The organism is Sporosarcina saromensis (assembly GCF_054901285.1).
In genome coordinates this window covers 673,648-699,473 of record NZ_CM142738.1, presented here as the reverse complement: position 1 = coordinate 699,473, position 25,826 = coordinate 673,648, and the positions used below count along the sequence as shown (strand labels likewise).

The following is a 25,826-nucleotide window of genomic DNA, read 5'->3' as shown; positions in this document are numbered from 1 at the left end:
TCCATAAGTTGACGTTTTGCGTTCAGTTTTGAAGGTTCATTCTTTTGAATGAGACTTTCAAAACTTGTTCTTTGAAAACTGGATAAAACGACATTGAAAGCAACAAAACATCAAGTAATCAACCGAGTCAATCACTTCGTGATTGAACACATGCAATACTTTTTTAACGAGTTTGTACGTATATATCGCTATATACTACAACTCACCCGAGGATGATAATAGTTATACTATTGAATCCATATAAAGGTTAAGTTAGAAAGGGCGCACGGCGGATGCCTTGGCACTAGGAGCCTATGAAGGACGGCACTAACACCGATATGCTTCGAGGAGCTGTAAGTAAGCTTTGATCCGAAGATTTCCGAATGGGGAAACCCACTGCCCGTAATGGGGTAGTACGTTTACGTGAATACATAGCGTAAACGAGGCACACCCGGAGAACTGAAACATCTAAGTACCCGGAGGAAGAGAAAGAAACATCGATTCCCTTAGTAGCGGCGAGCGAAACGGGAAGAGCCCAAACCAGGAAGCTTGCTTCCTGGGGTTGTAGGACACTCTATACGGAGTTACAAAGGGCTGGATTAGACGAAGCGACCTGGAAAGGTCCGCCATAGCGGGTAAAAGCCCTGTAGTCGAAAGTCCAGCCCCTCCAGAGTGGATCCTGAGTACGGCGGAACACGTGAAATTCCGTCGGAATCCGGGAGGACCATCTCCCAAGGCTAAATACTCCCTAGTGACCGATAGTGAACCAGTACCGTGAGGGAAAGGTGAAAAGCACCCCGGAAGGGGAGTGAAAGAGAACCTGAAACCGTGTGCCTACAAGTTGTCAGAGCCCGTTAATGGGTGATGGCGTGCCTTTTGTAGAATGAACCGGCGAGTTACGATTCCATGCAAGGTTAAGCAGCGAATGCGGAGCCGCAGCGAAAGCGAGTCTGAATAGGGCGAATGAGTATGGGGTCGTAGACCCGAAACCAGGTGATCTACCCATGTCCAGGGTGAAGGTAAGGTAACACTTACTGGAGGCCCGAACCCACGTACGTTGAAAAGTGCGGGGATGAGGTGTGGGTAGCGGTGAAATTCCAATCGAACCTGGAGATAGCTGGTTCTCTCCGAAATAGCTTTAGGGCTAGCCTCAAACGAAAGAATCTCGGAGGTAGAGCACTGTTTGGACTAGGGGCCCATCCCGGGTTACCGAATTCAGACAAACTCCGAATGCCGATGATTTATGTTTGGGAGTCAGACTGCGGGTGATAAGATCCGTAGTCGAGAGGGAAACAGCCCAGACCGCCAGTTAAGGTCCCCAAGTATCCGTTAAGTGGAAAAGGATGTGGCGCTGCCCAGACAACCAGGATGTTGGCTTAGAAGCAGCCACCATTTAAAGAGTGCGTAATAGCTCACTGGTCGAGTGGCGCTGCGCCGAAAATGTACCGGGGCTAAACGGATCACCGAAACTGCGGATTGACATCTTAGATGTCAATGGTAGGAGAGCGTTCCAAGGGCGTTGAAGCTAGATCGTAAGGACTGGTGGAGCGCTTGGAAGTGAGAATGCCGGTATGAGTAGCGAAAGAAGGGTGAGAATCCCTTCCACCGAATGCCTAAGGTTTCCTGAGGAAGGCTCGTCCGCTCAGGGTTAGTCGGGACCTAAGTCGAGGCCGAAAGGCGTAGACGATGGAGAACAGGTTGATATTCCTGTACCACCTCCCCGCCGTTTGAGCAATGGGGGGACGCAGTAGGATAGGGTGAGCGCGCTGTTGGTCATGCGCGTCTAAGCAGTGAGGTGTGGAACGAGGCAAATCCCGTTCCTATAACATTGAGCTGTGATGGCAAGGGGAATTTTTCCCTGGAGTCCCTGATTTCACACTGCCAAGAAAAGCCTCTAGCGAGGCGGGAGGTGCCCGTACCGCAAACCGACACAGGTAGGCGAGGAGAGAATCCTAAGGTGATCGAGAGAACTCTCGTTAAGGAACTCGGCAAAATGACCCCGTAACTTCGGGAGAAGGGGTGCTCTGGTAGGGTGAATAGCCCGAGAGAGCCGCAGTGAATAGGCCCAGGCGACTGTTTAGCAAAAACACAGGTCTCTGCAAAACCGTAAGGTGACGTATAGGGGCTGACGCCTGCCCGGTGCTGGAAGGTTAAGAGGAGAGGTCAGCGCAAGCGAAGCTTTGAATTGAAGCCCCAGTAAACGGCGGCCGTAACTATAACGGTCCTAAGGTAGCGAAATTCCTTGTCGGGTAAGTTCCGACCCGCACGAAAGGCGTAACGATCTGGGCACTGTCTCAACGAGAGACTCGGTGAAATTATAATATGCGTGAAGATGCGCATTACCCGCGACAGGACGGAAAGACCCCGTGGAGCTTTACTGTAGCCTGATATTGAATTCCGGTGCAGCCTGTACAGGATAGGTAGGAGCCTTGGAATCCGGAGCGCCAGCTTCGGAGGAGGCAATGGTGGGATACTACCCTGGCTGTATTGGAATTCTAACCCTTACCCGTGATCCGGGTAGGAGACAGTGTCAGGTGGGCAGTTTGACTGGGGCGGTCGCCTCCTAAAGTGTAACGGAGGCGCCCAAAGGTTCCCTCAGAATGGTTGGACATCATTCGTAGAGTGCAAAGGCATAAGGGAGCTTGACTGCGAGACCTACAAGTCGAGCAGGGTCGAAAGACGGGCTTAGTGATCCGGTGGTTCCGCATGGAAGGGCCATCGCTCAACGGATAAAAGCTACCCCGGGGATAACAGGCTTATCTCCCCCAAGAGTCCACATCGACGGGGAGGTTTGGCACCTCGATGTCGGCTCATCGCATCCTGGGGCTGTAGTCGGTCCCAAGGGTTGGGCTGTTCGCCCATTAAAGCGGTACGCGAGCTGGGTTCAGAACGTCGTGAGACAGTTCGGTCCCTATCCGTCGCGGGCGTAGGAAATTTGAGAGGAGCTGTCCTTAGTACGAGAGGACCGGGATGGACATACCGCTGGTGTACCAGTTGTCTTGCCAAAGGCATCGCTGGGTAGCTATGTATGGACGGGATAAATGCTGAAAGCATCTAAGCATGAAGCCCCCCTCAAGATGAGATTTCCCATTACGCAAGTAAGTAAGATCCTCAAAGATGATGAGGTAGATAGGTCCGGGGTGGAAGCGTGGCGACACGTGCAGCTGACGGATACTAATCGATCGAGGACTTATCCTTTATGTTAATTAAGTATGGTTGAACTTGTGTTTAGCAACAATGTTGGTTTTATTCAGTTTTGAACGAACAAGATTCGTTTAATTGTCTGGTGACGATGGCGAAGAGGTCACACCCGTTCCCATACCGAACACGGAAGTTAAGCTCTTCAGCGCCGATGGTAGTAGGGGGCTTCCCCCTGTGAGAGTAGGACGTCGCCGGGCAAAGGCCATCCCCTGTGGGGGGTGGTTTTTTTTGTGTTTTCAGGATCTTAGAACGAATGGTAGAACTTGCGAGGATGATACAGGAAAGCAGTATTTCATGTGAGAAATGCGTTGATTGCTTGTTCCGCGGAGGGCTTTCCATCGTTGTCATGCTTGTCGCGATAGATGCACTTGACAAACTAAGGGGTAATTTTAGGTGAGGCTGTTTTTAAGGAGATTAATCTGAGTTCTTGGTATTTATGCGGCGTTTGGGGAGAATATGCCGCGAATGAAGCGTTTATGAGCCGTTTACGGGGAGTATGCGCCGTTTTGGAAAAGTATGCTGTGATTGAGAAATTTATGCGGCGTTTGGCCGAAGTATGCGTTGTTAAGAGTACATATCTTATTCTCTTTACGACAATTGGCTAGTGATCTACAGTTTCTCTCCAAAAGCACCCCGTTAAAGTGTCAAAACCCATTTGGCGCTGTATTATTTATTCTACAAAAAAGCTAATCGTCATTATTCAACTGAAATAGAGCGGTAAATGAAACATCGTTATTTTTATATTCCTCAGTAGTTACTTATGCGGAGTTTGGGGAGAATATGCCGCGAATGAAGCGTTTATGCGCCGTTTACGGGAAGTATGCTGCGATTGAGAAGTTTATGCAGCGTTTTGCCGAAGTATGCGTTGTTATGATTGCATGTCTTATTGTATTTACGACAATTGGCTACGGATCTACAGTTTCCCTCCACAAGCACCCCGTTAAAGTGTCAAAACCCATTTGGCGCGATGAGAATTGTTTAATTGAAGATATCTCCCGCGGTTATTTATTCAAAAAGGATTATTCACTTCAAATTGATTAGCAGGTTCGTTAACGTTCAATGAAGCGTACTGCTCGAAATGCTACATACTTGTGCAGATCACCGCATACTAGTTGAAATCGCCGCATACTTGTGCAAATCACAGCATACTGGTTGAAAACGCCGCATACTTGTGCAGATCACCGCATACTGTCTTAAATCGCCGCATACTTGTGCAGATTACAGCATACTGGCTGAAATCGCCGAATACTTGTGCAAATCACCGCATACTGGCTGAAATCGGCGCATACTTGTGCAGATCACAGCATACTGGCTGAAATCGGCGCATACTTGTGCAAATCACAGCATACTGGCTGAAATCGGCGCATACTTGTGCAGATTACAGCATACTGGCTGAAATCGGCGCATACTTGTGCAGATTACAGCATACTGGCTGAAATCGCCGCATACTTGTGAAGATCACCGCATACTGGCTGAAATCGCCGCATACCTGTGTAAATCACAGCATTCTGGTTGAAAACGCCGCATACTTGTGCAAATCACAGCATACTGGCTGAAACCGTCGCATACTTGTGCAAATCACCGCATACTGGCTTAAATCGCCGCATACTGGTGCATATCCCGGCATCCTTGCTCGAAATGCTACATACTTGGTAAGAACTCGCTATTCGTTGCATTCCCCGCAAAATCCCGGCTATTGGAATCCTCTCTTAAATCATTCAAAAGGTATTTTTTGCAATGCGTTTCAAGTTGAATTATTGTTGATTAATAAGAGAGAAGAGAGGAAATGATAAGTATGGCTAGGGTATATGATTTTTCGGTGGAAAAACCGGATGGGACGCTGCAGTCTCTAAAGGACTATGAAGGTTCTGTAATTGTTGTCGTGAATACGGCTAGTAAATGTGGGTTTACGGATCAGTTTAAAGAGTTGCAGCAGATTTACGATGATTATCGGGATAAAGGACTTGTGATTCTTGGGTTTCCTTCAGATAACTTCAATAATCAGGAGTTCGATTCGATGGATGAGACGTTGGCGTTTTGTGAGCGGAATTATGGTGTGACGTTTCCGATGTTTAAGAAGGTGGATGTGAAGGGGGAGCATGCTGCTCCGTTATTTGCTTTCTTAACGAGTGAGAAGAAGGGATTGTTGACGGAAGGGATTAAGTGGAACTTTACGAAGTTCTTAATTGACCGCGAAGGAAATGTTGTGGATCGTTTTGCTCCGCAAACGTCCCCGGATAAAATGAGAGCAGTAATTGATAAGTACATTCAGTGAATAATAGGAATTATTTTTCTTATTAGGGCCTCCTTGACACGTCTGATTGCCGCTGATAACCTTTTAATAATATTCACGTGTAGACTAAGTTCATACTAGGAGGAAACGATATGTGGGAAACTAAATTTACTCGCGAGGGATTAACCTTTGACGATGTTTTACTTGTGCCTGGTGCTTCTGAAGTGTTGCCGAAGGATGTGTCCCTATCTGTTAAGTTGACAGAGAAAATGACGTTGAACATTCCGATTATCAGTGCAGGGATGGATACTGTTACTGAGGCGAAAATGGCGATTGCGATGGCTCGTCAAGGTGGATTAGGGATTATTCATAAGAACATGAGCATTGAAGAGCAAGCAGAGCAAGTTGTAACGGTTAAGCGATCTGAGAATGGTGTTATTACTAATCCTTTCTTCCTGACGCCGGAACACCAAGTTTTCGATGCTGAACATTTGATGGGCAAGTATCGTATTTCGGGTGTGCCTATTGTTAACAATATGGACGAGCGAAAATTGGTCGGGATTTTAACGAATCGTGATTTGCGTTTCATTCAAGATTATTCAATGACAATTAATGATGTCATGACGAAGGATAATCTTGTGACGGCTCCTGTTGGCACGACGTTAGAGGATGCAGAGAAGATTTTGCAGAAGTATAAAATCGAAAAATTGCCGATTGTCGATGAGCAAGGGATTTTGACAGGTTTAATTACAATCAAAGACATTGAAAAAGTCATTGAGTTTCCGAATGCGGCAAAAGATCAGCAAGGTCGCCTACTTGTAGGGGCAGCTGTAGGTGTAACGTCGGATACGTTGGTACGTGTACAGAAGCTTGTTGCGGCTGAAGTAGATGTTATCGTCATTGATACAGCGCATGGTCATTCCAAAGGAGTGCTTGAGACTGTTGCACAAATTCGAAAGGCTTATCCAGATTTGGATATTATCGCTGGAAACGTTGCAACGGCTGAAGCAACGGCGGCACTCTATGAAGCAGGAGCAGATGTCGTAAAAGTCGGTATTGGTCCTGGATCAATTTGTACGACTCGCGTTGTTGCGGGTGTAGGTGTACCACAAATTACAGCTGTTTACGAGTGTGCTTCTGAAGCACGTAAGCATGGCAAAACGATTATTGCAGACGGTGGAATTAAATACTCGGGCGATATTGTAAAAGCTCTTGCTGCAGGTGGACATGTTGTGATGCTCGGTAGTTTGCTAGCAGGTACGACTGAAAGCCCTGGCGATACAGAGATTTTCCAAGGTAGACGTTTTAAAGTGTACCGCGGTATGGGTTCTGTTGGGGCGATGGAGCATGGTTCAAAAGATCGTTATTTCCAAGAAGATGCGAAAAAACTTGTACCAGAAGGAATTGAAGGTCGTATGCCGTACAAAGGGCCTCTTTCTGATTCGATCCATCAATTAGTTGGTGGGATTCGTGCAGGTATGGGGTATTGCGGAACGAAGGATCTACATGATTTACGTGAAAAAGCGCAATTTATTCGTATGACGGGTGCGGGGCTTCGTGAAAGTCATCCTCATCAAGTTCATATTACAAAAGAAGCGCCGAATTACTCGATTTCATAATAAATTGGAAGTATTCATATGAAACTTCAGCACCTTTTCAGCCGTCATGATATGAGCGAAAAGGTGCTTTTTTTAGAGGAGTCCCTAAAAGAGTTCATCTTGTGATAAAATATGAAGTGGAAAAATGCAATGACGGAGGTAGTTGGGTGAAACGGGAAATGAGAAAATGGGTTGCTTTACTGATCATACCAGTTGTCTTCATGATGACGATCAATAGCGCGCCTGCACAAGCAGAAACGACACTAGGCATTCATGTTGATGGTGCCATCTTAATTGACGCGGACAGTGGTAAGATTTTATACGAAGAAAATGCAGACACACCACTCGGCATTGCAAGTATGTCAAAAATGATGACGGAATACCTTCTATTTGAAGCAATCGAAGAAGGAAAAATTAGTTGGGACCAAGAATACAGAGTAACGGACTATACATATGCAGTTTCTCAAGACAGACGACTGAGTAATGTACCGCTCCGTAGAGATGGTTCGTATACAATCCGTGAGTTGTATGAAGCGTTAGCGATTTACTCGGCAAATGCTGCGACGATTGCAATTGCTGAAACGATTGCAGGGACAGAAACAGAGTTCTTGAAATTAATGGACGAAAAAGCAAAAGAACTTGGTTTAAAGGACTATAAATTTGTAAATTCAACGGGCTTGAACAACGAATACTTACAAGGGATGCATCCGCAAGGAACAGGACCGAATGATGAGAATGTCATGCCGGCAAAATCTGTGGCACGCCTTGCATACCACTTAATGAAAGATTATCCAGAAGTGTTGGAAACGACAAAAATCAATACCAAAAAATTCCGTGAAGGTACGACGGATGAAATTAAGATGGACAACTGGAACTTCATGCTTCCAGGGTTTGTGTACGCCTATGAAGGTGTAGACGGTTTGAAAACGGGTACTACTGACTTTGCAGGGCATTGTTTTACAGGTACTGCAAAACGGGGTGACAAGCGTGTAATTGCGGTTGTCATGAAAGCTGTGGATGCCAATGGTGTTGGTTCGTACAAAGCAAGATTTGACGCGACACGTGCATTGTTTGACTATGGGTTTAGTCAATTCTCAGAAGAGGAATTGCTGCCAGCTGGTTATCAGTTTAAAGACCAAAAAACGCTAGATGTGCATAAAGGAAAAGAGAAGACTGTAGCAATTGAAGTGAAGGATTCCATTCAATCGATGATCAAATCGAGTGAAAAAGATCTGTATGAACCACAATTGGTACTGGATGAATCATTGCTTAAAGATGGTGCACTTGAAGCGCCGATTAAAAAAGGAACAGTTGTAGGCCATGTCAATATCGTTAAAAAAGAGGGCGAGGACTATGGCTACATTAACGCCAATGATATGGGCATGGAAGTCGTTGTCACAGAAGATGTAGAGAAAGCTGGTTGGTTTTCACTTGCGATGAGTGCAATTGGTGATTTCTTCGTCGGCATTTGGGATAGTGCGACTGGCTTTGTTAAAGGTTTGTTTGATTGATGATAAGAAAACCGCGTGGAATCTAAATGCGTTCCATGCGGTTTTTTTGATTAAAGACTAACAACGTTTGATGTGCCAAGCGTTCATTAGTTGTTCAACGGCACTGCATATGTCCGTATCTGTCAATCCGCCAAAGCCAATTAGGAAGGAAGGGGTATCGCTTGTTGTTGCCGTCCGGTATGCTCGTAAACCGTAAACACGGATGCCTTTCATGAGCGCAGCTTTTTCTAACGTTTGTTCATCCATTCCGGTATGGACATTGATGAGGATGTGCATACCTGCTTCATCTCCTGAATAGGAAATATGAGGAGCATATTGTTGGAGCGCATCGGTTAATAACTGCAATTTCCGCTTGTACACTTTCCGCATACGGTTCAAATGTTTCGAGAAATGACCATCCGCCATGAACCGCGCGATTGTATGTTGGTCAAGTCGCGGGACAGTGGACGAATAGTGGATGAATGCTTTTTCATAGTTCTCCAGCAATATTTGTGGTAGCACCATGTACGCGATTCGCAAAGAAGGCATGAGTGATTTTGAAAACGTACTGATGTAAATGACATTGTCCGCTTTGTCCATGCCTTGCAACGACGGTATTGGGCGGCCAGTGTAACGGAATTCACTATCGTAATCATCTTCAATGATGAAATGATGCTCATTTGAGGATGCCCAATTCAATAAGGCAGTTCTACGTCCTGCAGAAAGCACTGTGCCGGTCGGAAATTGATGGGAAGGGGTAACGTAGGCGACTGTTGCAGATGATCGTTGTAACGCTTGTACGTCCATTCCTTCTTCATCTACAGCAATCGGTATTGCTTCCCGGTTATTATGAACGAACACATGATGTGTAAGCGGATAGCCTGGATCCTCAATGGCATACGTTGCGTCTGGACCTAAAAGGCGGATGAGCAACGGCATGAGTTGTTCGGTACCTGAACCGACAATAATTTGTTCAGGCGTGCAATCGACCCCTCGGGAGTGATACAAATACCTCGCAATCTCTTGTCGAAGTTCTAGATCCCCGTGTGGATGGCCAAGCAATAAAAGGTGCTGTGCCGATTCATCGATGACATCCTTGGCATATTTTCGCCACTGTGTGAATGGAAAATACGCCGTATCAATCTTCCCAGGTGAAAAATCAATGACTAGTTCTTTTTGACGTTGCTGTACGTTCGTCAAAGCTTGCTCAACCGGTCGAACATATGCTAACTCTCCAATTTCCTGCACAAAATAGCCTCTTCGTGGTTTCGATGTAATAAAACCTTCTGCAACGAGTTGCCCATACGATAGCTCAATTGTCGTTTGACTGACATCTAAGAACTCTCCAAGCTTTCGTTTAGACGGCAGTTTTTCTCCTACAACTAACTTGCCTTCGATAATCCCTTCCCGAATTTGTTCGTAAATCTGTTCATATAACGGAATGTTATTTTCTTTATTTAATTTAATTAACAGCATATCCATTTGATCAACCTCTATCTGACCACTTTAAATAGTGTTAAACTGAGTATTTCTATATGGTCATAATCTAGTATACTGAAAAATATGAAAAGGGGGAAGGGATTTATGGAATTTACATATGGTGGCGTCATTATGGATGTTATTAATGCAGAGCAGGCAAAAGTGGCAGAGGCGGCAGGTGCAATTGCAGTAATGGCACTTGAACGTGTCCCGTCTGATATTCGTGCGGCAGGTGGTGTGGCAAGGATGGCGGATCCACGTATCGTGGAAGAAGTTCAAAAGGCGGTTTCGATTCCTGTCATGGCGAAGGTGCGTATTGGTCATATTTCTGAAGCACGCGTCTTGGAAGCGATGGGTGTCGACTATATCGATGAAAGTGAAGTACTCACACCTGCAGACGAAGAGTTCCATTTATTGAAGAGCGACTATCAAGTTCCATTTGTCTGTGGAGCACGCAATCTTGGTGAAGCCGCACGTCGACTAGGCGAGGGTGCAAAAATGCTCCGAACGAAAGGGGAGCCTGGAACGGGGAATATCGTAGAAGCAGTTCGACATCTTCGTATGGTGAATGCGCAAGTGAATAAGGTCATTCATATGAATAATGATGAATTGATGGTGGAAGCGCGTGATTTAGGTGCTCCTTATGAGATATTACTTGCGATCCGTGAAGCAAAACGTCTGCCAGTTATTAATTATGCGGCAGGCGGGGTTGCAACTCCTGCTGATGCAGCATTGATGATGGAACTAGGTGCAGATGGCGTCTTCGTCGGATCGGGCATTTTTAAATCGGATCATCCTGAACGTTTCGCACGTGCAATTGTTATGGCGACAGAAGATTTTAGAAACTATCCGCTCATTGCAGATTTGTCGAAAGATATCGGAACCCCAATGAAGGGACTTGAAATTAGCAAATTGGCGGAAAGTGAATTGATGGCTGGGCGTGGCGTGTAAGGTTAAGCAAATGGGGACTGTATGTTCAAGAAAGGCTGGAGCAAGTAGTTGTTGCTCTGGCTTTTCTTGAATCTTTTTTTGTGAGTAGCCGTAAAGGTAGTAAAGTGTGGGAGGCTGAGGGGTATGAAGAAGATTTTCTCAGTAAAATATTTATTGCAATCGATTAACTCAAAGGACACGCTCAAATTCGGTGATGACGAAGACGTTTTTGAAGAAGTGATTGTTTTAGTGAAGGCGGATGAGAAAGATCATGCGAGGCAACGTGTCATCGGACAGTATGAACAACTTACGTATGAAAATGCGGCAGGTGGAACGACGACATGGCGATTTGTAACGGTCTTGGATTGTTTTGAATTAGTCGATAACATAGAAGGGGACATTGACTTTAAGGAAGTGTATAGCCGATATATACTAGTAGAACCGGGGACGACATCGGAAGAAGTGATTCGGAATTATTCGTTGGATAAATGATAGATTGTACGGAGAATGTTCGTTTATTACATGCATATAGAGACGGGCAATGAGGTAGTTACCCGTCAGTCAACTGCAGGTCTGGTATTCTACATGGAGACAGGAGGTTATCGCATGACGGAACAACTAAAAGTATTTGATGTAGACTATCGATATATTGGTGAGGAGACGAGAGAGAATGTCCATGAAAAAGGTTTATGGCATGAGACTTTTCATTGTTGGTTGATGGATGAAACGGATGTGTATATTCAAAAGAGAAGTTCAAAGAAGAAAGACTTCCCGGGTTTATTTGATATTACTGCGGCGGGACATTTGCTTGCGACTGAAAATGTAACGGACGGAACACGCGAAGTTGAGGAAGAGTTGGGGATTAACGTAGATCCTGCAAAGTTGGTGAAGGCAGGTGTGATTCTAGATGTTATTAGATTGTCAGGATTTATCGATAAGGAATTTACGAATGTATTCTTGTATAAATCAACTTTTTCACCGACGGATTTTTCATTGCAAGATGAGGAAGTAGAAGGAATTTATACGGTTGGAATTAGCGAAATCAAAGCATTGTTTCGGAATGAATGCAAAGTCGTTACGTGTAAGAACTTGAGGGACGGAACATTATCGGAAATAACTCTCAATGATTTTGTTCCACATGAAACAGGGTACTTTCACAAGGTTGCAGAGATGTTGGAACATCAAACGAATCTATAAAAATGTTAGAATAGGATAAGCAGCTACATTAAGCGGATGGGCGGTTGGCACTCCCTGAGAAAAGGGGGTGTTTATATGGTGACTTATGACGCAATGAACATGCTATTCCAATTTGGAATGTTTCTCGCAGCAGCGGCAGCAGCCATTGTAGCGATAATTGCTCTATTCATCAATAGAAAAAAGTAACCACCCTCCGCAAACGTCCAAAGTATGCAGGGTAGTTACTCTTTTGTAAAAACTCTCGTATTACAGGCCAACCGCACTTCATGCGGATGTCAGCTGCACAGACTGGGTGTTAGCAGCACCCGGTCTTTTTTAGTATATCTTCACATTACCACAATTATGCTGATATTACACTTGTTTAACCGCTATAAATAATTGTGTTAGTCTTTTGTTGCTAAAACATTCAGTATGTAGTACAGTAATGTTAATTTCATACATCAGACGATGATGGGAAGTAGTAGCAAGTATGTTTTTTTGTAGAGAGCCAGCGGGTGGTGAAAGCTGGTAAAGACACTTGTGAATCCGTCCCTGAGTAGCCGGGTTGAACGAATAGTAGGCCTAGCCGGACATTGAACCGTTATTTCAACGAGTGGATCAGCTTTACGGCTGGTCAATTTGGGTGGCAACGCGGGTAGTTCTCGTCCCTATTATAGGGGATGGAGGGCTTTTTTTGTGTCTGAAGATTGTCGTCAACACTACATTTAGAGGAGGAATAAACGATGTTGGATATTAAGAAGTTACGTGCAGATTTCGATGGCGTAAAAGAAAAGCTGGCGAAACGCGGAGAAGATTTGACGGACTTAGATAAGTTCGTCGGTCTCGATGAAAAACGGAGAGAATTGATTGCGAAAGTGGAAGTGCTGAAGGCAGAACGCAATGAAGTATCTCAAAAAGTGGCACAAATGAAACGCAATAAGGAAAATGCGGATGAGACAATCGCTCGTATGCGTGAAGTGGGAGATGAGATTAAAGCGCTTGATGAGCAATTGCATCAAGTCGAAGAAGATTTGAATTATGTCATGATGCGCATCCCAAACATTCCGCATGAAAGTGTTCCTGTCGGCGACAGTGAAGACGACAACGTGGAGGTTCGTACGTGGGGTGAGAAACCGGAATTCGGATTTGAACCAAAGCCACATTGGGAAATTGGAACAGACTTGAATTTGCTTGATTTTGAACGTGCAGCGAAAGTGGCGGGAAGCCGTTTCGTGTTCTATCGTGGGTTAGGTGCTCGTCTTGAGCGAGCGTTAATCAGTTTCATGTTGGATTTACATGCGGATGAACACGGGTATGAAGAAATGCTTCCACCATACATGGTCAACCGCACAAGCTTGACGGGTACGGGTCAATTGCCAAAGTTTGAAGAAGATGCGTTCCTCATTCAGGAAGAGGATTATTTCTTAATCCCAACGTCTGAAGTGCCTGTAACGAACTTCTATCGCGATGAGATTCTGGATGGCGCTCAATTGCCTGTGGCGTTTACAGCGTACAGCACAAACTTCCGTTCAGAGGCAGGTTCTGCAGGCCGGGATACACGTGGATTAATTCGCCAGCATCAGTTCAATAAAGTCGAGCTCGTCCGTTTTGTGAAGCCAGAAGATTCTTATGATGAATTGGAAAAACTGACAGGCCACGCAGAAAAAGTATTGCAACTACTTGGCTTGCCATACCGTGTCCTAAAAATGTGTACAGCGGATCTTGGGTTCACAGCTGCGAAAAAATACGATATTGAAGTTTGGATTCCGACGCAAGAGACGTACCGTGAAATTTCTTCTTGTTCAAACTTTGAAGATTTCCAAGCGAGACGTGCGTCCATTCGTTTCCGTCGCGAGCAAGGCGCGAAACCTGAATTCGTTCATACATTGAATGGAAGTGGCCTTGCAGTCGGGCGTACTGTCGCTGCTATCCTTGAAAATTACCAACAGGAAGACGGCTCTGTTGTCGTTCCTGAAGTATTACGTCCGTACATGGGTGGCAAAGAAGTCATCCGATAAGAATAACAGTAAAAGGCAATGCGGAAGTTCAATCGACTTCCCGCATCGCCTTTTTTTGTGCTTTTTTCTTGTCCCGCAATGCACGGAAAAATTGGGTCAGCATGTCCCCGCATTGCTCTGCTAGCACGCCTTCTGTCACTTCACACACGTGGTTAAGCCGAGGGTCATTCAATAAACGATAAAAAGAATCGACACAACCGCCTTTTGGATCACGTGCGCCATAGACAACACGCGGTATTCGAGACTGAAGAATAGCACCTGCGCACATCGGGCACGGTTCAAGCGTGACATATAATGTGGTCTCTTCCAACCGCCAACTGCCAACTGTTGCACATGCATCTTGTATTGCCATCAGTTCCGCATGGGTGACGGCATTTTGAGAGTTTTCTCGCAAATTATGGGAACGCGCAATGACTACGCCGTCTTTTACAATGACGGCTCCAATCGGAACTTCCCCTAATGCCTCAGCTTTCTGCGCTTCTTCTATTGCTAATTGCATGAAATGTTGATCTGTCGTCCACTCATCCATCTGTCATCGCTCCTCGTATGTAGTGTACCATCCTTTTATTCAAAACTTGAACGGAAATGTTGCTGGGATCATAGAACGATTCCGAACCATTGTACAGCGGACTTGTAATAGAACTGGAAACGCTCTATGTTTCACAACCCCTATATGGTAAAATAAAGTGCAGAAATTGACGAATTAAAGGAGAGCATTGTAATGTCTGTTCCGTTTATTACGGTTGAGGGGCCGATTGGTGTCGGGAAAACAACTCTCTCAAAAGCGATCGCTGAAGCACAACAGTTCCACCAGTTACGTGAAATCGTGGATGAAAATCCATTTTTGAATAAATTTTATGATGATATTGCGGAATGGAGTTTCCAAACCGAAATGTACTTTCTCTGTAATCGATATAAGCAACTGGGCGATATTCAAAAGAAATACCTTAGCAACGAGCAGCCAGTTGTGGCGGATTATCATGTATTTAAGAACTTGATCTTCGCGCAACGTACATTACCTGCGGAAGAATATAAAAAATATGAAGAGATCTATCATATTTTAACGAGGGACAAGCCTGCTCCGAATGTTATTATTTATCTTCATGCATCTCTGGATACGCTTATGAAGCGGATTGAAATGAGAGGGAGAGATTTTGAGAAGAAAATTGATCCTGCTTATTTGCAACAATTATCGGCTGACTACGAAGTGTTCATTTCAAACTTTGAAGCGGCTCATCCAGATATACCTGTCCTACGCTTCAATGGGGACGAAATCGATTTTGTGAATGATGCAGGCGATTTGCAATTTATTTTAAGCAAAGTTGATGAGACGATACGAAAAGGAGCAAAGCAATGAATTTACGTGAAAAATACGGCATTCCGAAAAACGCGGTCATCACAATTGCCGGAACAGTTGGAGCGGGTAAGTCGACGATGACGAACGCGTTGGCGAACGCTTTGGATTTCCGTACATCTTTAGAAAATGTCGATGAAAATCCCTATTTAGACCGGTTTTATGATAATTTTGAGCAGTGGAGTTTCCATCTGCAGATTTATTTCTTAGCTGAAAGGTTCAAGGAGCAAAAGCGGATTTTCGAGTATGGCGGCGGCTTCATACAAGATCGCTCGATCTACGAAGATACGGGGATTTTTGCGAAAATGCATAAAGATAAAGGGACGATGGATCCAGTCGATTACGATACATATACGAAGTTGTTCGACGCAATGGTCATGACGCCATATTTCCCACATCCTGATTTACTTGTCTATTTGGATGGGCCATTTGAAACGATTCTTGCGCGTATCCAAGAGCGCGGACGCGAAATGGAACAAGATACACCGCTTTCTTACTGGGAAGAGCTGCATAGTAGGTATGTAGAATGGATTGATTCGTTTAATTCTTGTCCGGTCTTAAGAATAGATATTACCGATTACGATTTAAAAGCAAACCCTGAAGAAGTGGAAGCGATTGTAGAGCGGATTGGTAATATGTTGAACTTGTCGGCGGGATTGAAGAAGTAGGGACAATAAAACCGTGTGAAATCAAGGGAGAAATCTTGATTTTACACGTTTTTTTGTTGATAGCGTGTGTAATTCATCTTCTATAAAGACGAGATCCGTTGTAGTTCCTTCACGAACGTCTCCACTTTGTCAATAAACGTTTTCCAATCATTTGACATCGTCATGTTCATGCCGATTCCGATGTTTTGTAACTCTGCTTGCAATGCTTCAAAGTCCTCTCTATCACTTTCAGACACATCACTGAATGTATACAATTCATCATGCGGATACCTTGCCAGTGCAGCGTAAAGATGCTCCATTAGCAACCTCTCCTCGTTAGAAATCCATTTTGCATATTTGGCACTGCTTGTGGCCACCTCGATACCATTTAACACGGCACTCAATTGTGTCGTAACTAAATTGGGTTCAGACCAATTATTTTCTTTTTGTTGTTCAATCAACCCGTCCAATTCTACAAGCTTATACTGAACTTCCGTGTAAAAGAGCTGTTCATTCATCAAATTAACGGTTAAATACCCCCAGACGAGCGCAATGACGAATACAATGTTTGCTATTATCGAACTAACTAAAAGAACTTTGTACTTCTTTTTCAAGAGGTTCTTCATCTCCTTTTTGCCTAGCTTGAGGTGTAATTGTAGAGAGGGTGCTACTGCTAAGCAGACGTGTTTAATCCTCTGTATAGTAAATTCTGTTAATTACTATTGTATGCTATAGTCGTTTATTAATCTAGATGCATATGTGAAGAATTAAGAGGGTGTTATGCTGGAAACGGCGGAGTTTATGCGGCGTTCTGGGGGAATATGCTGAGAATGGCGGAGTTTATGCGGCGTTCGGAGGAGATATGCTGAAATCGGCAGAGTTATGCCGCATTCGGTGGCAAGATACTGAATTTGAAGGGGATTGTATGTGTATTGTTAATTCAATAGAAGAAAACAAGGGACACGGAGGTGTCCCTTGTTGCTTATAGCTGTACAGTTGATTTTACAAAGAATTCTTTGTATAACTCTTTTAGGATTTTCGTTTCGTCGTTTTTCTTGACGCCGAACACTAAACTGACTTCTGAAGATCCTTGGTTGATCATTTCAATATTACAACCTGTGCGTGCGATGGCAGATGCTGCGCGGGCTGCAAGTCCAGTTGTATATTGCATGCCTTCTCCGACAAGGACAATCATGGAGTAGTCGTGTTCTACGATGACAGCATCCGGTTCGAGTTCTTGATGGATACGCGCTACAATCTTTTTCTCTTTCTCCTCAGGCAAATAGCGCGTGCGGATGATGATGGAAAGATTGTCGATGCCTGACGGTGTATGCTCGTAGGAAATCTCTTCTTCTTCAAAGATTTGAAGGAGTCTGCGGCCGAAGCCGATTTCCAAGTTCATTAAGTATTTATCCACATAAATCGTTGTAAAGCCACTGTCTGCTGCGATGCCGATTACTTGTTGCTCATTGTAGTCACGTTCTTTGACGATCAACGTTCCAGGGGCACTCGGGTTATTCGTGTTTTTAATGCAAACAGGAATGGACTTTAGAAAAGCAGGGATTAGCGCTTCGTCATGGAAGACTGAGAAGCCAGCATAGGCCAGTTCCCGCATTTCACGATACGTCATTTTCTCAATCGCAACGGGGTTTTCAATGACCGTTGGATTTGCTGCGAAAACAGAGTCGACATCTGTGAAGTTTTCATACAGTTCCGCTCCAGTGGCAGCTGCAATGATTGAACCTGTGATGTCAGAACCGCCACGGTTGAATGTACGGATAGTGCCGTCGTTTGTATACCCGAAAAATCCAGGGAAGACGATAATGCCAGGTAGGTCCCGAAGTTTCGCAAGACGCTCATCGCCTTCAGGGAGTGCGCGGACGCGTTCAGGTCGGTCACTGACGAGCAAGCCGCCTTCTTTTGGACTGACATAATGGGATTCCATGCCGAGCAACTGGAAGTAAGCGGCAATCATTTTCGCGTTGTTATCTTCACCGGCTGCTTTTAATCTATCCATATATAAAAGAGTATCTACTTTATCCTTGGCGAGACGATCACGTAGATCCGTTTCAATTTCCTCGATGATTGCGCCGTCTAGGCCGAGTTCTTCGGAAATTCCACGGAACCGATTGACAACGGCAGACAATGCTTGTTCTGTATCTTCATTGGCCAACGCTTTGTTCGCAAGCTGGATGAGAAGATCCGTCACTTTCGTATCATCGGAAAAACGTTTACCAGGTGCAGAGACAACTACAATTTTACGGTTACTGTCAGAGGTGACGATGTCGACCACTTTTCGAATTTGATCGGCTGTCGCAACGGATGTGCCGCCGAATTTACACACTATCATATTCATCAGATCCAATCTTTATTAAAGTGACAATTGCATGATATATTGAACTTTACCATAAAAGGGGTTGTTATTGAAAGTGTAATTCTCTATAATGTCCTTATGCAAAGAACGAATGTATTTTTATAGTGTACATAGAGTGAGGGGAATCGTCAATGAAAAGTGAAATTACAATTGGGTTACTCGGATTCGGCGTTGTTGGAGGCGGTGTAGCCACAATTCTACACGAACACCAAGACGACCTGAACCATAAATTGGGGGTTCCCGTAAAGATAAAAAAAGTATTAGTGAAAGATGCTACGAAGAAAAGAGATACTTACTTAGCACAAGAAATGTTTACGACTGATTTGGATGAATTAATAGAAGACCCATCCATTGATTTAATTGTCGAGGTCATTGGTGGAGCAACCGAAGCAAAACAAGCGATTGAACGCGCACTACGGGCTGGAAAAGGCGTTGTTACGGCAAACAAAGACGTCATGGCAGAATCAGGGCTTGAATTGTTGAAGTTAGCAGATGAAAATAAGTGCGATCTATTCTATGAAGCGAGTGTCGGAGGCGGTATTCCCCTAATCCGAACGCTTGAAGATGGACTTGCGTCTGACCGGATTACTGCGTTAACAGGCATCGTGAACGGAACGACGAACTTCATCCTCACGAAGATGAAGCTCGAAAAGAAATCGTATGAAGAAGCACTGGCCGAAGCGACAGAACTTGGATTTGCTGAAGCAGATCCTTCCGCGGACGTCGACGGCATTGACGCGGCAAGAAAAATGGCTATTCTTGCGTCACTAGCATTCTCTACAGATGTTCATCTGGATGATGTATTTGTACGCGGTATGGATGTCATTCAAGAGGGCGATTTGGAACTTGCTGAGCAATTCGGCTACACGGTGAAAATGGCGGGATCAGCGAAAAAGGACGAAGATGGGATTGAAATTTCCGTGGAACCGGTATTCATTCGCAATGCACATCCACTTGCTTCCGTGAACAATGAATTCAATGCAGTTTACGTGTACGGGGATGCCGTCGGTGAAACGATGTTTTACGGCCCAGGAGCAGGTTCATTGCCAACAGCGACATCTGTTACTGGAGACATTATTGCCGCTTGCCGGAACCTATTGCTAGGGGTAAACGGAAAAAGAGTACATGCCCCTCAGCATTCATGCAAAGCGAAAAGCGATGACCAAATTATCGGTCGGTACTTCCACCGTATTTCAGTGAAAGACAAAGTCGGCGTGTTGACGCATTTATCTTCAATTTATAGCAATCACGGTGCGAGTTTGGCAACCGTCGTCCAACCGGAAGGCAATCAAAACGGTGGAGTGGACCTTGTCATGATTACACACCAAATCTCACGTCAACAGCACAAGGACATCATGCAAGCATTGCAAAACGTACCAGAAGTAAACAAAGTCGTAAGTTACTACCGAGTGGAGGGCGAAAATAAATGAGAAGATGGAATGGACTTTTAGAAGAATATAAAGAATGGCTACCCGTGACAGACAACACACCTGAACTCACGCTACAAGAAGGAAACACGCCCCTTATCCACTTGAAAAACCTATCCGAACAATGGGGCGTCAACCTATACGTCAAAACGGAAGGGACAAACCCTACAGGCTCTTTCAAGGATCGCGGCATGGTGATGGCAGTCGCTAAAGCGAAAGAGGAAGGCAAAACCGCGCTCATCTGTGCCTCTACGGGCAATACATCCGCTTCAGCAGCAGCTTATGGCGCTCGCGCAGGGATGCGGACAATCGTCGTCATCCCGGAAGGACGGATTGCACTTGGTAAACTAGCGCAAGCTAAAATGTACGGAGCAGAAATCGTTGCAATCGAAGGAAATTTCGATGAAGCGCTTCGGATGGTGCGTGAAGTAGGTGAAGGCAAGATTGCACTCGTCAATTCCGTCAATCCGTATCGTCTAGAAGGACAAAAGACGATTGCCTTTGAAACAATAGAGCAACTAGGAAAAGTTCCAGACATTTTTGCATTGCCAGTAGGGAATGCAGGGAACATTTCAGCTGCTTGGAAAGGTTTCAAGGAGTACGACGCGAAAAAAGGTTCAGGAACGCCTAAATTACTAGGTGTGCAAGCGGATGGTGCGGCACCGATCGTTTATGACCGTGTGTTTGATCAACCGGAAACGATTGCGACTGCGATCCGTATCGGTAATCCTGCCAGCTGGCATTTAGCAACTGCGGCATTAGAAGAATCTGAAGGGGCAATCCTTTCAGCAACCGACGAAGAGATTTTAGAAGCATACAGTTTACTTGCGGCGACAGATGGTGTCTTTGCTGAACCTGCTTCTTGTGCAACAATTGCTGGCATTAAGAAGCAACTCGATGCAGGGCTAATTGAAAAAGGCACAACGATTGTCGGTGTGTTAACTGGAAACGGCCTGAAAGACCCTGAAACAGCAATTCAAGTGAATGAAGGGAAACCTTTCTTGTCGACTGAAGAATTTCATGCATTCTTAAATGACGTAAAGGCAGGCGTCAACTAATGGAAGCGCCGATGTTTTCGGTTGCTGTTCCTGCTACGACAGCAAATATCGGTCCGGGCTATGATAGTGTCGGAATGGCGTTGGCTTTGTATATGACGGTTGCTGTTACCGCTTCTCACGCATGGGCTGTACATTATGACGGTGAGGAGTATGCAGGGCTTGCGACCGGGACCGATAATTTAATCGTCCAAACGATTCAAGATGTGGCGGCGCGACATGGTAAAGAAGTCGAGCCGCATGTATTGCAAGTACAGTCCACTATTCCTTTAGGGAAGGGGCTTGGGAGTAGCGCAACAGCTATTGCAGCAGGAATTGTTATTGCGGAAAGATTGCTAGGCGTCACTTTTACTTCCATTGAAAAAGCACGTATAGGTAGTGAACTTGAAGGGCATTCCGATAACGTCACTGCCGCGTTACTAGGCGGAGTGACCGTAACCTACTACACAGAAGATACGATGGAAGTCATTCAATTACCGAAACCGTCGATCGGGGCTGTTCTTCTCGTACCGCCACAAGCATTAAAAACCGAAGAATCTAGAGGCCTTCTACCACTTGAACTGTCTCATTCTGAAGCGGCGGCTGGGAGTGCTGCGAGCAATATGCTCGTCACGGCCATTGCGACAGGCGACTGGGAACTGGCAGGTCGCATGATGGAGAAAGACGTTTTCCACGAACCGCACAGAAAGCGACTATTTCCTTCGTTTGATGAAATTCGTACGGTGTGCCATTCACTTGGAGCGTATGGAATGACAATTAGCGGAGCAGGACCTTCGTTGTTTGTGGCAGTAAAAGACGGGGAAGAAACGGTCATCGCACAGAAATTAAAGGAGCAATTCCCTTACTATCAAGCGATCGCTTTGCAACCTGCTGAGGAAGGCGCAAGGGTAGTAGATCGAGTTTAAAGAAGTAAAGGGTGCTTATGTACATCATTCATAAGCACCTATAGTTTAATAAATGAAAAACGCCTGACCGTTCAAGCCGGTCAGGCGTTTTTTATTGTTTCAGATGAAATTAAAAGTAATTTCATTTCCAATTTATGCGCGATATAAAAAATATGGCGGAGGAAGAGGGATTCGAACCCCCGCGGGCTTTAACACCCCTGTCGGTTTTCAAGACCGATTCCTTCAGCCGGACTTGGGTATTCCTCCGTGTTGGACAAGTAATAATTTATCACGTTCTTAAAAAGGTGTCAACCATTATTCTTAAGTTTTTCTTTTCTTCGATGAAACATGCGCCATACATAGTATCCGGCTAGTCCGACAGCCTGAACGGAAGCCGCATAAATGTTCTTCGAATCAGCATTCGAAAACAGAATGATGAGAAGTGCAAATAGAAAACTTGGTGATACCAACATCACATACATTTTGACTTCGGGATTCCGAAAACTTAATTCAAATTCTTTCACATAGTCACATCCTTTCTGTAAATTCTAACAGTTATACAAGAGGAGTACAAATAACACTTAATGTATGTGGAATAAATAGTTTCAGGTCTGTTGATTAACCACTTACTTACAAGTGGACTCCTTGAACCTAAGACGATAGAGGGAGTAGGTTGATTTTTCGTCAGAAATCTGTATAATAGTAAATGCCGTGCTAGGTGGGGAGGTAGCGGTGCCCTGTAACTTGCAATCCGCTCTAGCAAGACTGAATTCCTTTTCTGAGGCTGTCCGCATGTAGGGCCTGCCTCTTGCACGTAGTGTTGACGTCTGGGTCCTGCGCAATGGGAACCCATGAACCATGTCAGGTCCGGAAGGAAGCAGCATTAAGTGGACTTTCTCATGTGCCGCGGGGCAGCCTAGGCTGAGCTGTCGACAAGAGTAACGCTTATGTGCGGCAGTCGAAGGAAGGTGCACGGCATTTACATATGTCTATCCAACTCGTCCGTTTATCGGTCGGGTTTTTTCTTTGTCTTCATGTTAAATAGGAATCTTTTTAAAGCAGGCCGATCCAGTTCGTGTTTTGAAACAGAACCTGAATGCCATACTTGTAGTACCAATACGCAATTGAAGTCCCTAGTATACTGGTAGAGGAATTCGCAAACAAATCCTTGGAATCCACAGGACGACGAAGCGCTTTATTGAATGCATCTATGCTATAATACATACTATGAGATTTGTCATGGAAGGAGGGGGAATAGTGGCGTATCAAGCTTTTTATCGTGTTTACAGGCCACAGTCGTTCGGTGAAATGTCGGGACAGCATCATGTCAAACAGACATTACAAAATGCACTTCATCACAATAAAACATCGCATGCGTATCTTTTTTCAGGTCCTCGGGGAACAGGGAAAACAAGTGCCGCAAAGGTGTTTGCAAAAGCGTTGAATTGTGAGAATGGCCCGGCGAAGGAACCGTGTAATGAATGTCCAACGTGTAAAAGCATTACTGAAGGTTCGAATACGGATGTCATCGAATTTGACGCAGCATCAAACTCACGTGTCGAAGAAATTCGGGACATTATCGAGAAAGTTCGATTTGCGCCTTCTAATGCCCGATTTAAAGTGTACATTATCGATGAGGTGCACATGTTATCGAATTCAGCATTCAATGCGTTGCTGAAAACGTTGGAAGAGCCTCCTCCGCATGCAGTGTTCATTTTAGCCACAACCGAGCCGCATAAATTGCCGTTAACAATTATTTCACGTTGCCAACGTTTTGACTTTAAGCCGATTACGTCAGCGGAAATTGTTGATCGGATGCGACAGGTGTTGGATGATGCAAGCATTGAAGCGGATGAGCTTGCGCTTAAAGTGATTGCACAAGCTGCTTCAGGTGGAATGCGTGATGCGTTAAGTATGCTTGATCAGGTAGCTTCTTTCAGTGGGGAGCGGTTAACAGCGGAAAGTGCGTTGCTTGTAACAGGGTCTGTCGGCGAAGATATTTTCTACCAATTGGCAGAAGCGCTTTTATCGAAAGAGGCAGCAACAGCTTTGACACTACTCGATCGACTCATCGCTGAAGGGAAGGACGTATCGAGGCTGGCTGAAGATTTGATAACGTTTTTCAGAGATCTTCTTCTATTAAGAACGGCCCCGAATTTGGAAGATCTTCTAGAGTTAATTTCAAACGATGAACGATTCGTTTCGATGGCACATGCATTTGAAGCGGAAATGTTATATGCATTTATTGATATCTTGTCAAAAACACAGCAAGAAATGCGGTTCTCGAATCATGCGAAAGTATATATTGAATCTGCTTTATTAAAAATGATTCATCTCGATAATTCTGGTGGACAGTCACAAGGCGGTAGTGCAACAATTGATCCGCAGTTGAATCAGAAAGTAGAAAGTTTGGAAAGGCTCGTTGCTGAACTGCAACAACAATTGGCAGAAGGCGTTCGTCCAACTGAAGGCTCCGTTGCACCAGCACAACCAAAGAAAAATGCATCGAAATCTTCGCAGTCATTCAGAATACCGACTGGTAAGATAAATGAAGTACTTAAAGGTGCGACACGTAAAGATATACAAGTCATTCGTGAAGAGTGGGCAGGGATGATGCATACAATGCAGCGATCCCATTCAGCACTTCTAGAAGAAACTGAACCGGTGGCGGCATCTGACAACGCTTTTGTGTTAAAATTCAAGTATGAAATTCATTGCCTCATGGCTTCAGAAAATACGTCACTCCGATCAGGGTTGTCAGCTGCTTTACTTGCGAAAACTGGTAAAGCATACGACGTCGTATACGTCCCGGAAGACGGCTGGTTAAAGGTGAGAGAGGAATTCATCCGTAATAATGGGCTCTCCAAACAATCAGATGACTCAGAACATCCAACTGAGGAGGACCAAAGTGCTCAGGACGAGATGCCTTCCTTTATGCAGGAAGCAGTTGAGCAAAATACGGATCCACTCGTCGCGGAGGCGGAAAAGATGTTTGGCAAGGAATTCATAACTGTACATGATGATTAATTGAAAAAATGAGGAGGAAATGACAATGCGTGGTATGGGAAATATGCAAGGTATGATGAAACAAATGCAGAAGATGCAAAAGAAGATGGCGGAAGCTCAAGAGGAGTTAGCTGAAAAGCGTCTCGAAGGTGTAGCCGGTGGCGGTATGGTAAAAGTAATCGTTTCAGGTCAAAAAGAGGTACTTGAAGTTGTAATCGATCCATCCGTAGTGGATGCTGAGGACGTTGAAATGCTTCAAGACCTAGTAGTAATCGCAACAAATGATGCGATGTCAAAAGCGGAAGAACTAACGAACTCCACAATGGGGCAATTCACGAAAGGATTGAACCTACCTGGAATGTTCTAGGAGGAACTATTATGCACTATCCTGAACCGATATCCAAATTGATCGATAGTTTTATGAAGCTGCCAGGTATCGGCCCGAAAACAGCGGGCCGACTGGCGTTTTTTGTGTTAAGCATGAAAGAAGATACAGTGCTCGATTTTGCCAAAGCACTCGTAGATGCAAAGAGAAATCTGCGTTTTTGTTCGGTCTGTGGGCACATTACGGATATTGATCCGTGCCACATTTGTCAAGATCAATCCCGCAACCGTACGATGATTTGCGTCGTTCAAGACCCGAAGGATGTAATTGCCATGGAAAAGATGAGAGATTACAACGGGTTGTACCATGTGTTACATGGTTCCATTTCTCCAATGGATGGAATCGGGCCAGAAGATATTAACGTCCCTTCATTATTAACAAGACTACAAGATGAAGAAGTACAAGAATTGATACTAGCAACGAATCCAACGATCGAAGGCGAAGCAACAGCGATGTACATTTCCCGTCTCGTAAAACCATCAGGCATTACGACGACACGGATTGCACACGGTCTTCCGGTTGGAGGAGACTTGGAATACGCAGATGAAGTGACACTATCTAAAGCATTAGAAGGTCGTAGGGAATTATAG

22 protein-coding genes, 1 tRNA gene, 2 rRNA genes, 1 other RNA gene and 1 other annotated feature are annotated in these 25,826 nt (G+C 44.8%); of the genes, 20 read left to right on the top strand and 6 right to left on the bottom strand.

What is annotated here, in order from left to right; genetic code table 11:
* Positions 1–245 precede the first annotated feature (245 nt).
* From ACVHUV_RS03370 to ACVHUV_RS03345, 6 genes are all read left to right on the top strand, one after another.
* Positions 246–3,177: ribosomal RNA gene (locus ACVHUV_RS03370) — 23S ribosomal RNA — on the top strand.
* An 84-nt stretch (positions 3,178–3,261) separates the two neighbouring features.
* Positions 3,262–3,377: ribosomal RNA gene (rrf, locus tag ACVHUV_RS03365) — 5S ribosomal RNA — on the top strand.
* Positions 3,378–3,969: 592 nt separating this feature from the next.
* Positions 3,970–4,221, top strand: a complete 252-nt coding sequence (locus ACVHUV_RS03360) for a hypothetical protein (RefSeq protein WP_462086116.1) — start codon at positions 3,970–3,972, stop codon at positions 4,219–4,221.
* A 754-nt stretch (positions 4,222–4,975) separates the two neighbouring features.
* Complete coding sequence (locus ACVHUV_RS03355) at positions 4,976–5,455, top strand: glutathione peroxidase (RefSeq protein ID WP_462086115.1); 480 nt, start codon at positions 4,976–4,978, stop codon at positions 5,453–5,455.
* Between the two features lie 110 nt (positions 5,456–5,565).
* Positions 5,566–7,032 carry an IMP dehydrogenase gene (gene guaB, locus ACVHUV_RS03350; protein WP_462086114.1) on the top strand — a complete coding sequence of 489 codons (1,467 nt, stop codon included), beginning with the start codon at positions 5,566–5,568 and terminating at the stop codon, positions 7,030–7,032.
* A gap of 146 nt (positions 7,033–7,178) precedes the next feature.
* Entirely contained in the window at positions 7,179–8,522 is a 1,344-nt protein-coding gene (locus ACVHUV_RS03345; RefSeq protein ID WP_462086113.1) for a serine hydrolase, read from the top strand.
* Between the two features lie 57 nt (positions 8,523–8,579).
* Here the strand turns inward: ACVHUV_RS03345 and pdxR are convergent, their stop codons facing one another.
* On the bottom strand, positions 8,580–9,983 hold the full coding sequence (pdxR, locus tag ACVHUV_RS03340; RefSeq protein ID WP_462086112.1) for a MocR-like pyridoxine biosynthesis transcription factor PdxR: 1,404 nt from the start codon (positions 9,981–9,983) through the stop codon (positions 8,580–8,582).
* 81 nt (positions 9,984–10,064) lie between these two features.
* On the opposite strand from pdxR, the gene pdxS reads away from it, so the two are divergent.
* From pdxS to serS, 5 genes are all read left to right on the top strand, one after another.
* Entirely contained in the window at positions 10,065–10,931 is an 867-nt protein-coding gene (gene pdxS, locus ACVHUV_RS03335) for a pyridoxal 5'-phosphate synthase lyase subunit PdxS (RefSeq protein WP_462086111.1), read from the top strand.
* A gap of 123 nt (positions 10,932–11,054) precedes the next feature.
* A complete protein-coding gene (locus tag ACVHUV_RS03330) occupies positions 11,055–11,402 on the top strand; it encodes a DUF4288 domain-containing protein (protein WP_462086110.1) in 348 nt (115 codons plus the stop codon).
* Between the two features lie 114 nt (positions 11,403–11,516).
* Positions 11,517–12,107: an NUDIX hydrolase gene (locus ACVHUV_RS03325; protein ID WP_462086109.1), complete on the top strand. Its 591-nt coding sequence runs from the start codon at positions 11,517–11,519 to the stop codon at positions 12,105–12,107.
* A 75-nt stretch (positions 12,108–12,182) separates the two neighbouring features.
* Complete coding sequence (locus ACVHUV_RS03320) at positions 12,183–12,293, top strand: putative holin-like toxin (protein WP_462086108.1); 111 nt, start codon at positions 12,183–12,185, stop codon at positions 12,291–12,293.
* 252 nt (positions 12,294–12,545) lie between these two features.
* Positions 12,546–12,759 (top strand) — a binding site (T-box leader).
* Positions 12,760–12,829: 70 nt separating this feature from the next.
* Positions 12,830–14,104 carry a serine--tRNA ligase gene (gene serS, locus ACVHUV_RS03315; protein WP_371391853.1) on the top strand — a complete coding sequence of 425 codons (1,275 nt, stop codon included), beginning with the start codon at positions 12,830–12,832 and terminating at the stop codon, positions 14,102–14,104.
* 28 nt (positions 14,105–14,132) lie between these two features.
* On the opposite strand, the gene tadA is transcribed toward serS, so the two are convergent.
* On the bottom strand, positions 14,133–14,633 hold the full coding sequence (gene tadA, locus ACVHUV_RS03310; protein ID WP_462086107.1) for a tRNA adenosine(34) deaminase TadA: 501 nt from the start codon (positions 14,631–14,633) through the stop codon (positions 14,133–14,135).
* 192 nt (positions 14,634–14,825) lie between these two features.
* On the opposite strand from tadA, the gene ACVHUV_RS03305 reads away from it, so the two are divergent.
* Positions 14,826–15,461, top strand: a complete 636-nt coding sequence (locus ACVHUV_RS03305; RefSeq protein WP_317946821.1) for a deoxynucleoside kinase — start codon at positions 14,826–14,828, stop codon at positions 15,459–15,461.
* On the top strand, positions 15,458–16,126 hold the full coding sequence (locus ACVHUV_RS03300; protein ID WP_317946820.1) for a deoxynucleoside kinase: 669 nt from the start codon (positions 15,458–15,460) through the stop codon (positions 16,124–16,126). The genes ACVHUV_RS03305 and ACVHUV_RS03300 overlap by 4 nt, the downstream gene beginning before the upstream one ends.
* 80 nt (positions 16,127–16,206) lie before the next feature.
* Here the strand turns inward: ACVHUV_RS03300 and ACVHUV_RS03295 are convergent, their stop codons facing one another.
* Positions 16,207–16,719 carry a hypothetical protein gene (locus ACVHUV_RS03295; RefSeq protein ID WP_462086106.1) on the bottom strand — a complete coding sequence of 171 codons (513 nt, stop codon included), beginning with the start codon at positions 16,717–16,719 and terminating at the stop codon, positions 16,207–16,209.
* Between the two features lie 368 nt (positions 16,720–17,087).
* Positions 17,088–18,455, bottom strand: coding sequence for an aspartate kinase (locus tag ACVHUV_RS03290; protein ID WP_462086847.1), 1,368 nt, complete (start codon positions 18,453–18,455; stop codon positions 17,088–17,090).
* Positions 18,456–18,610: 155 nt separating this feature from the next.
* Between ACVHUV_RS03290 and ACVHUV_RS03285 the strand changes: the two genes are divergently transcribed.
* From ACVHUV_RS03285 to thrB, 3 genes are read left to right on the top strand one after another with little or no spacing between them, the layout of a single operon-like run.
* Positions 18,611–19,909 carry a homoserine dehydrogenase gene (locus tag ACVHUV_RS03285; RefSeq protein WP_462086105.1) on the top strand — a complete coding sequence of 433 codons (1,299 nt, stop codon included), beginning with the start codon at positions 18,611–18,613 and terminating at the stop codon, positions 19,907–19,909.
* Positions 19,906–20,964 carry a threonine synthase gene (gene thrC, locus ACVHUV_RS03280; RefSeq protein WP_317946817.1) on the top strand — a complete coding sequence of 353 codons (1,059 nt, stop codon included), beginning with the start codon at positions 19,906–19,908 and terminating at the stop codon, positions 20,962–20,964. Before ACVHUV_RS03285 ends, thrC begins: the two co-directional genes overlap by 4 nt.
* The gene (gene thrB / locus ACVHUV_RS03275; protein ID WP_462086104.1) at positions 20,964–21,866 is read left to right on the top strand and encodes a homoserine kinase; all 903 of its coding nucleotides are present in this window, start codon (positions 20,964–20,966) and stop codon (positions 21,864–21,866) included. Before thrC ends, thrB begins: the two co-directional genes overlap by 1 nt.
* 153 nt (positions 21,867–22,019) lie before the next feature.
* Here the strand turns inward: thrB and ACVHUV_RS03270 are convergent.
* Both ACVHUV_RS03270 and ACVHUV_RS03265 read right to left on the bottom strand, forming a co-directional pair.
* Positions 22,020–22,112, bottom strand: a tRNA-Ser gene (locus tag ACVHUV_RS03270).
* A 41-nt stretch (positions 22,113–22,153) separates the two neighbouring features.
* A complete protein-coding gene (locus tag ACVHUV_RS03265) occupies positions 22,154–22,369 on the bottom strand; it encodes a hypothetical protein (RefSeq protein WP_462086103.1) in 216 nt (71 codons plus the stop codon).
* Positions 22,370–22,554: 185 nt separating this feature from the next.
* On the opposite strand from ACVHUV_RS03265, the gene ffs reads away from it, so the two are divergent.
* From ffs to recR, 4 genes are all read left to right on the top strand, one after another.
* Positions 22,555–22,821: signal recognition particle sRNA large type (ffs, locus tag ACVHUV_RS03260), an RNA gene on the top strand.
* A 281-nt stretch (positions 22,822–23,102) separates the two neighbouring features.
* Positions 23,103–24,872 carry a DNA polymerase III subunit gamma/tau gene (gene dnaX / locus ACVHUV_RS03255; protein WP_462086102.1) on the top strand — a complete coding sequence of 590 codons (1,770 nt, stop codon included), beginning with the start codon at positions 23,103–23,105 and terminating at the stop codon, positions 24,870–24,872.
* Between the two features lie 25 nt (positions 24,873–24,897).
* On the top strand, positions 24,898–25,218 hold the full coding sequence (locus ACVHUV_RS03250) for a YbaB/EbfC family nucleoid-associated protein (RefSeq protein ID WP_317946813.1): 321 nt from the start codon (positions 24,898–24,900) through the stop codon (positions 25,216–25,218).
* Between the two features lie 11 nt (positions 25,219–25,229).
* Positions 25,230–25,826 (top strand): recombination mediator RecR, encoded by a 597-nt coding sequence (gene recR, locus ACVHUV_RS03245; protein WP_317946812.1) that lies wholly within the window; start codon positions 25,230–25,232, stop codon positions 25,824–25,826.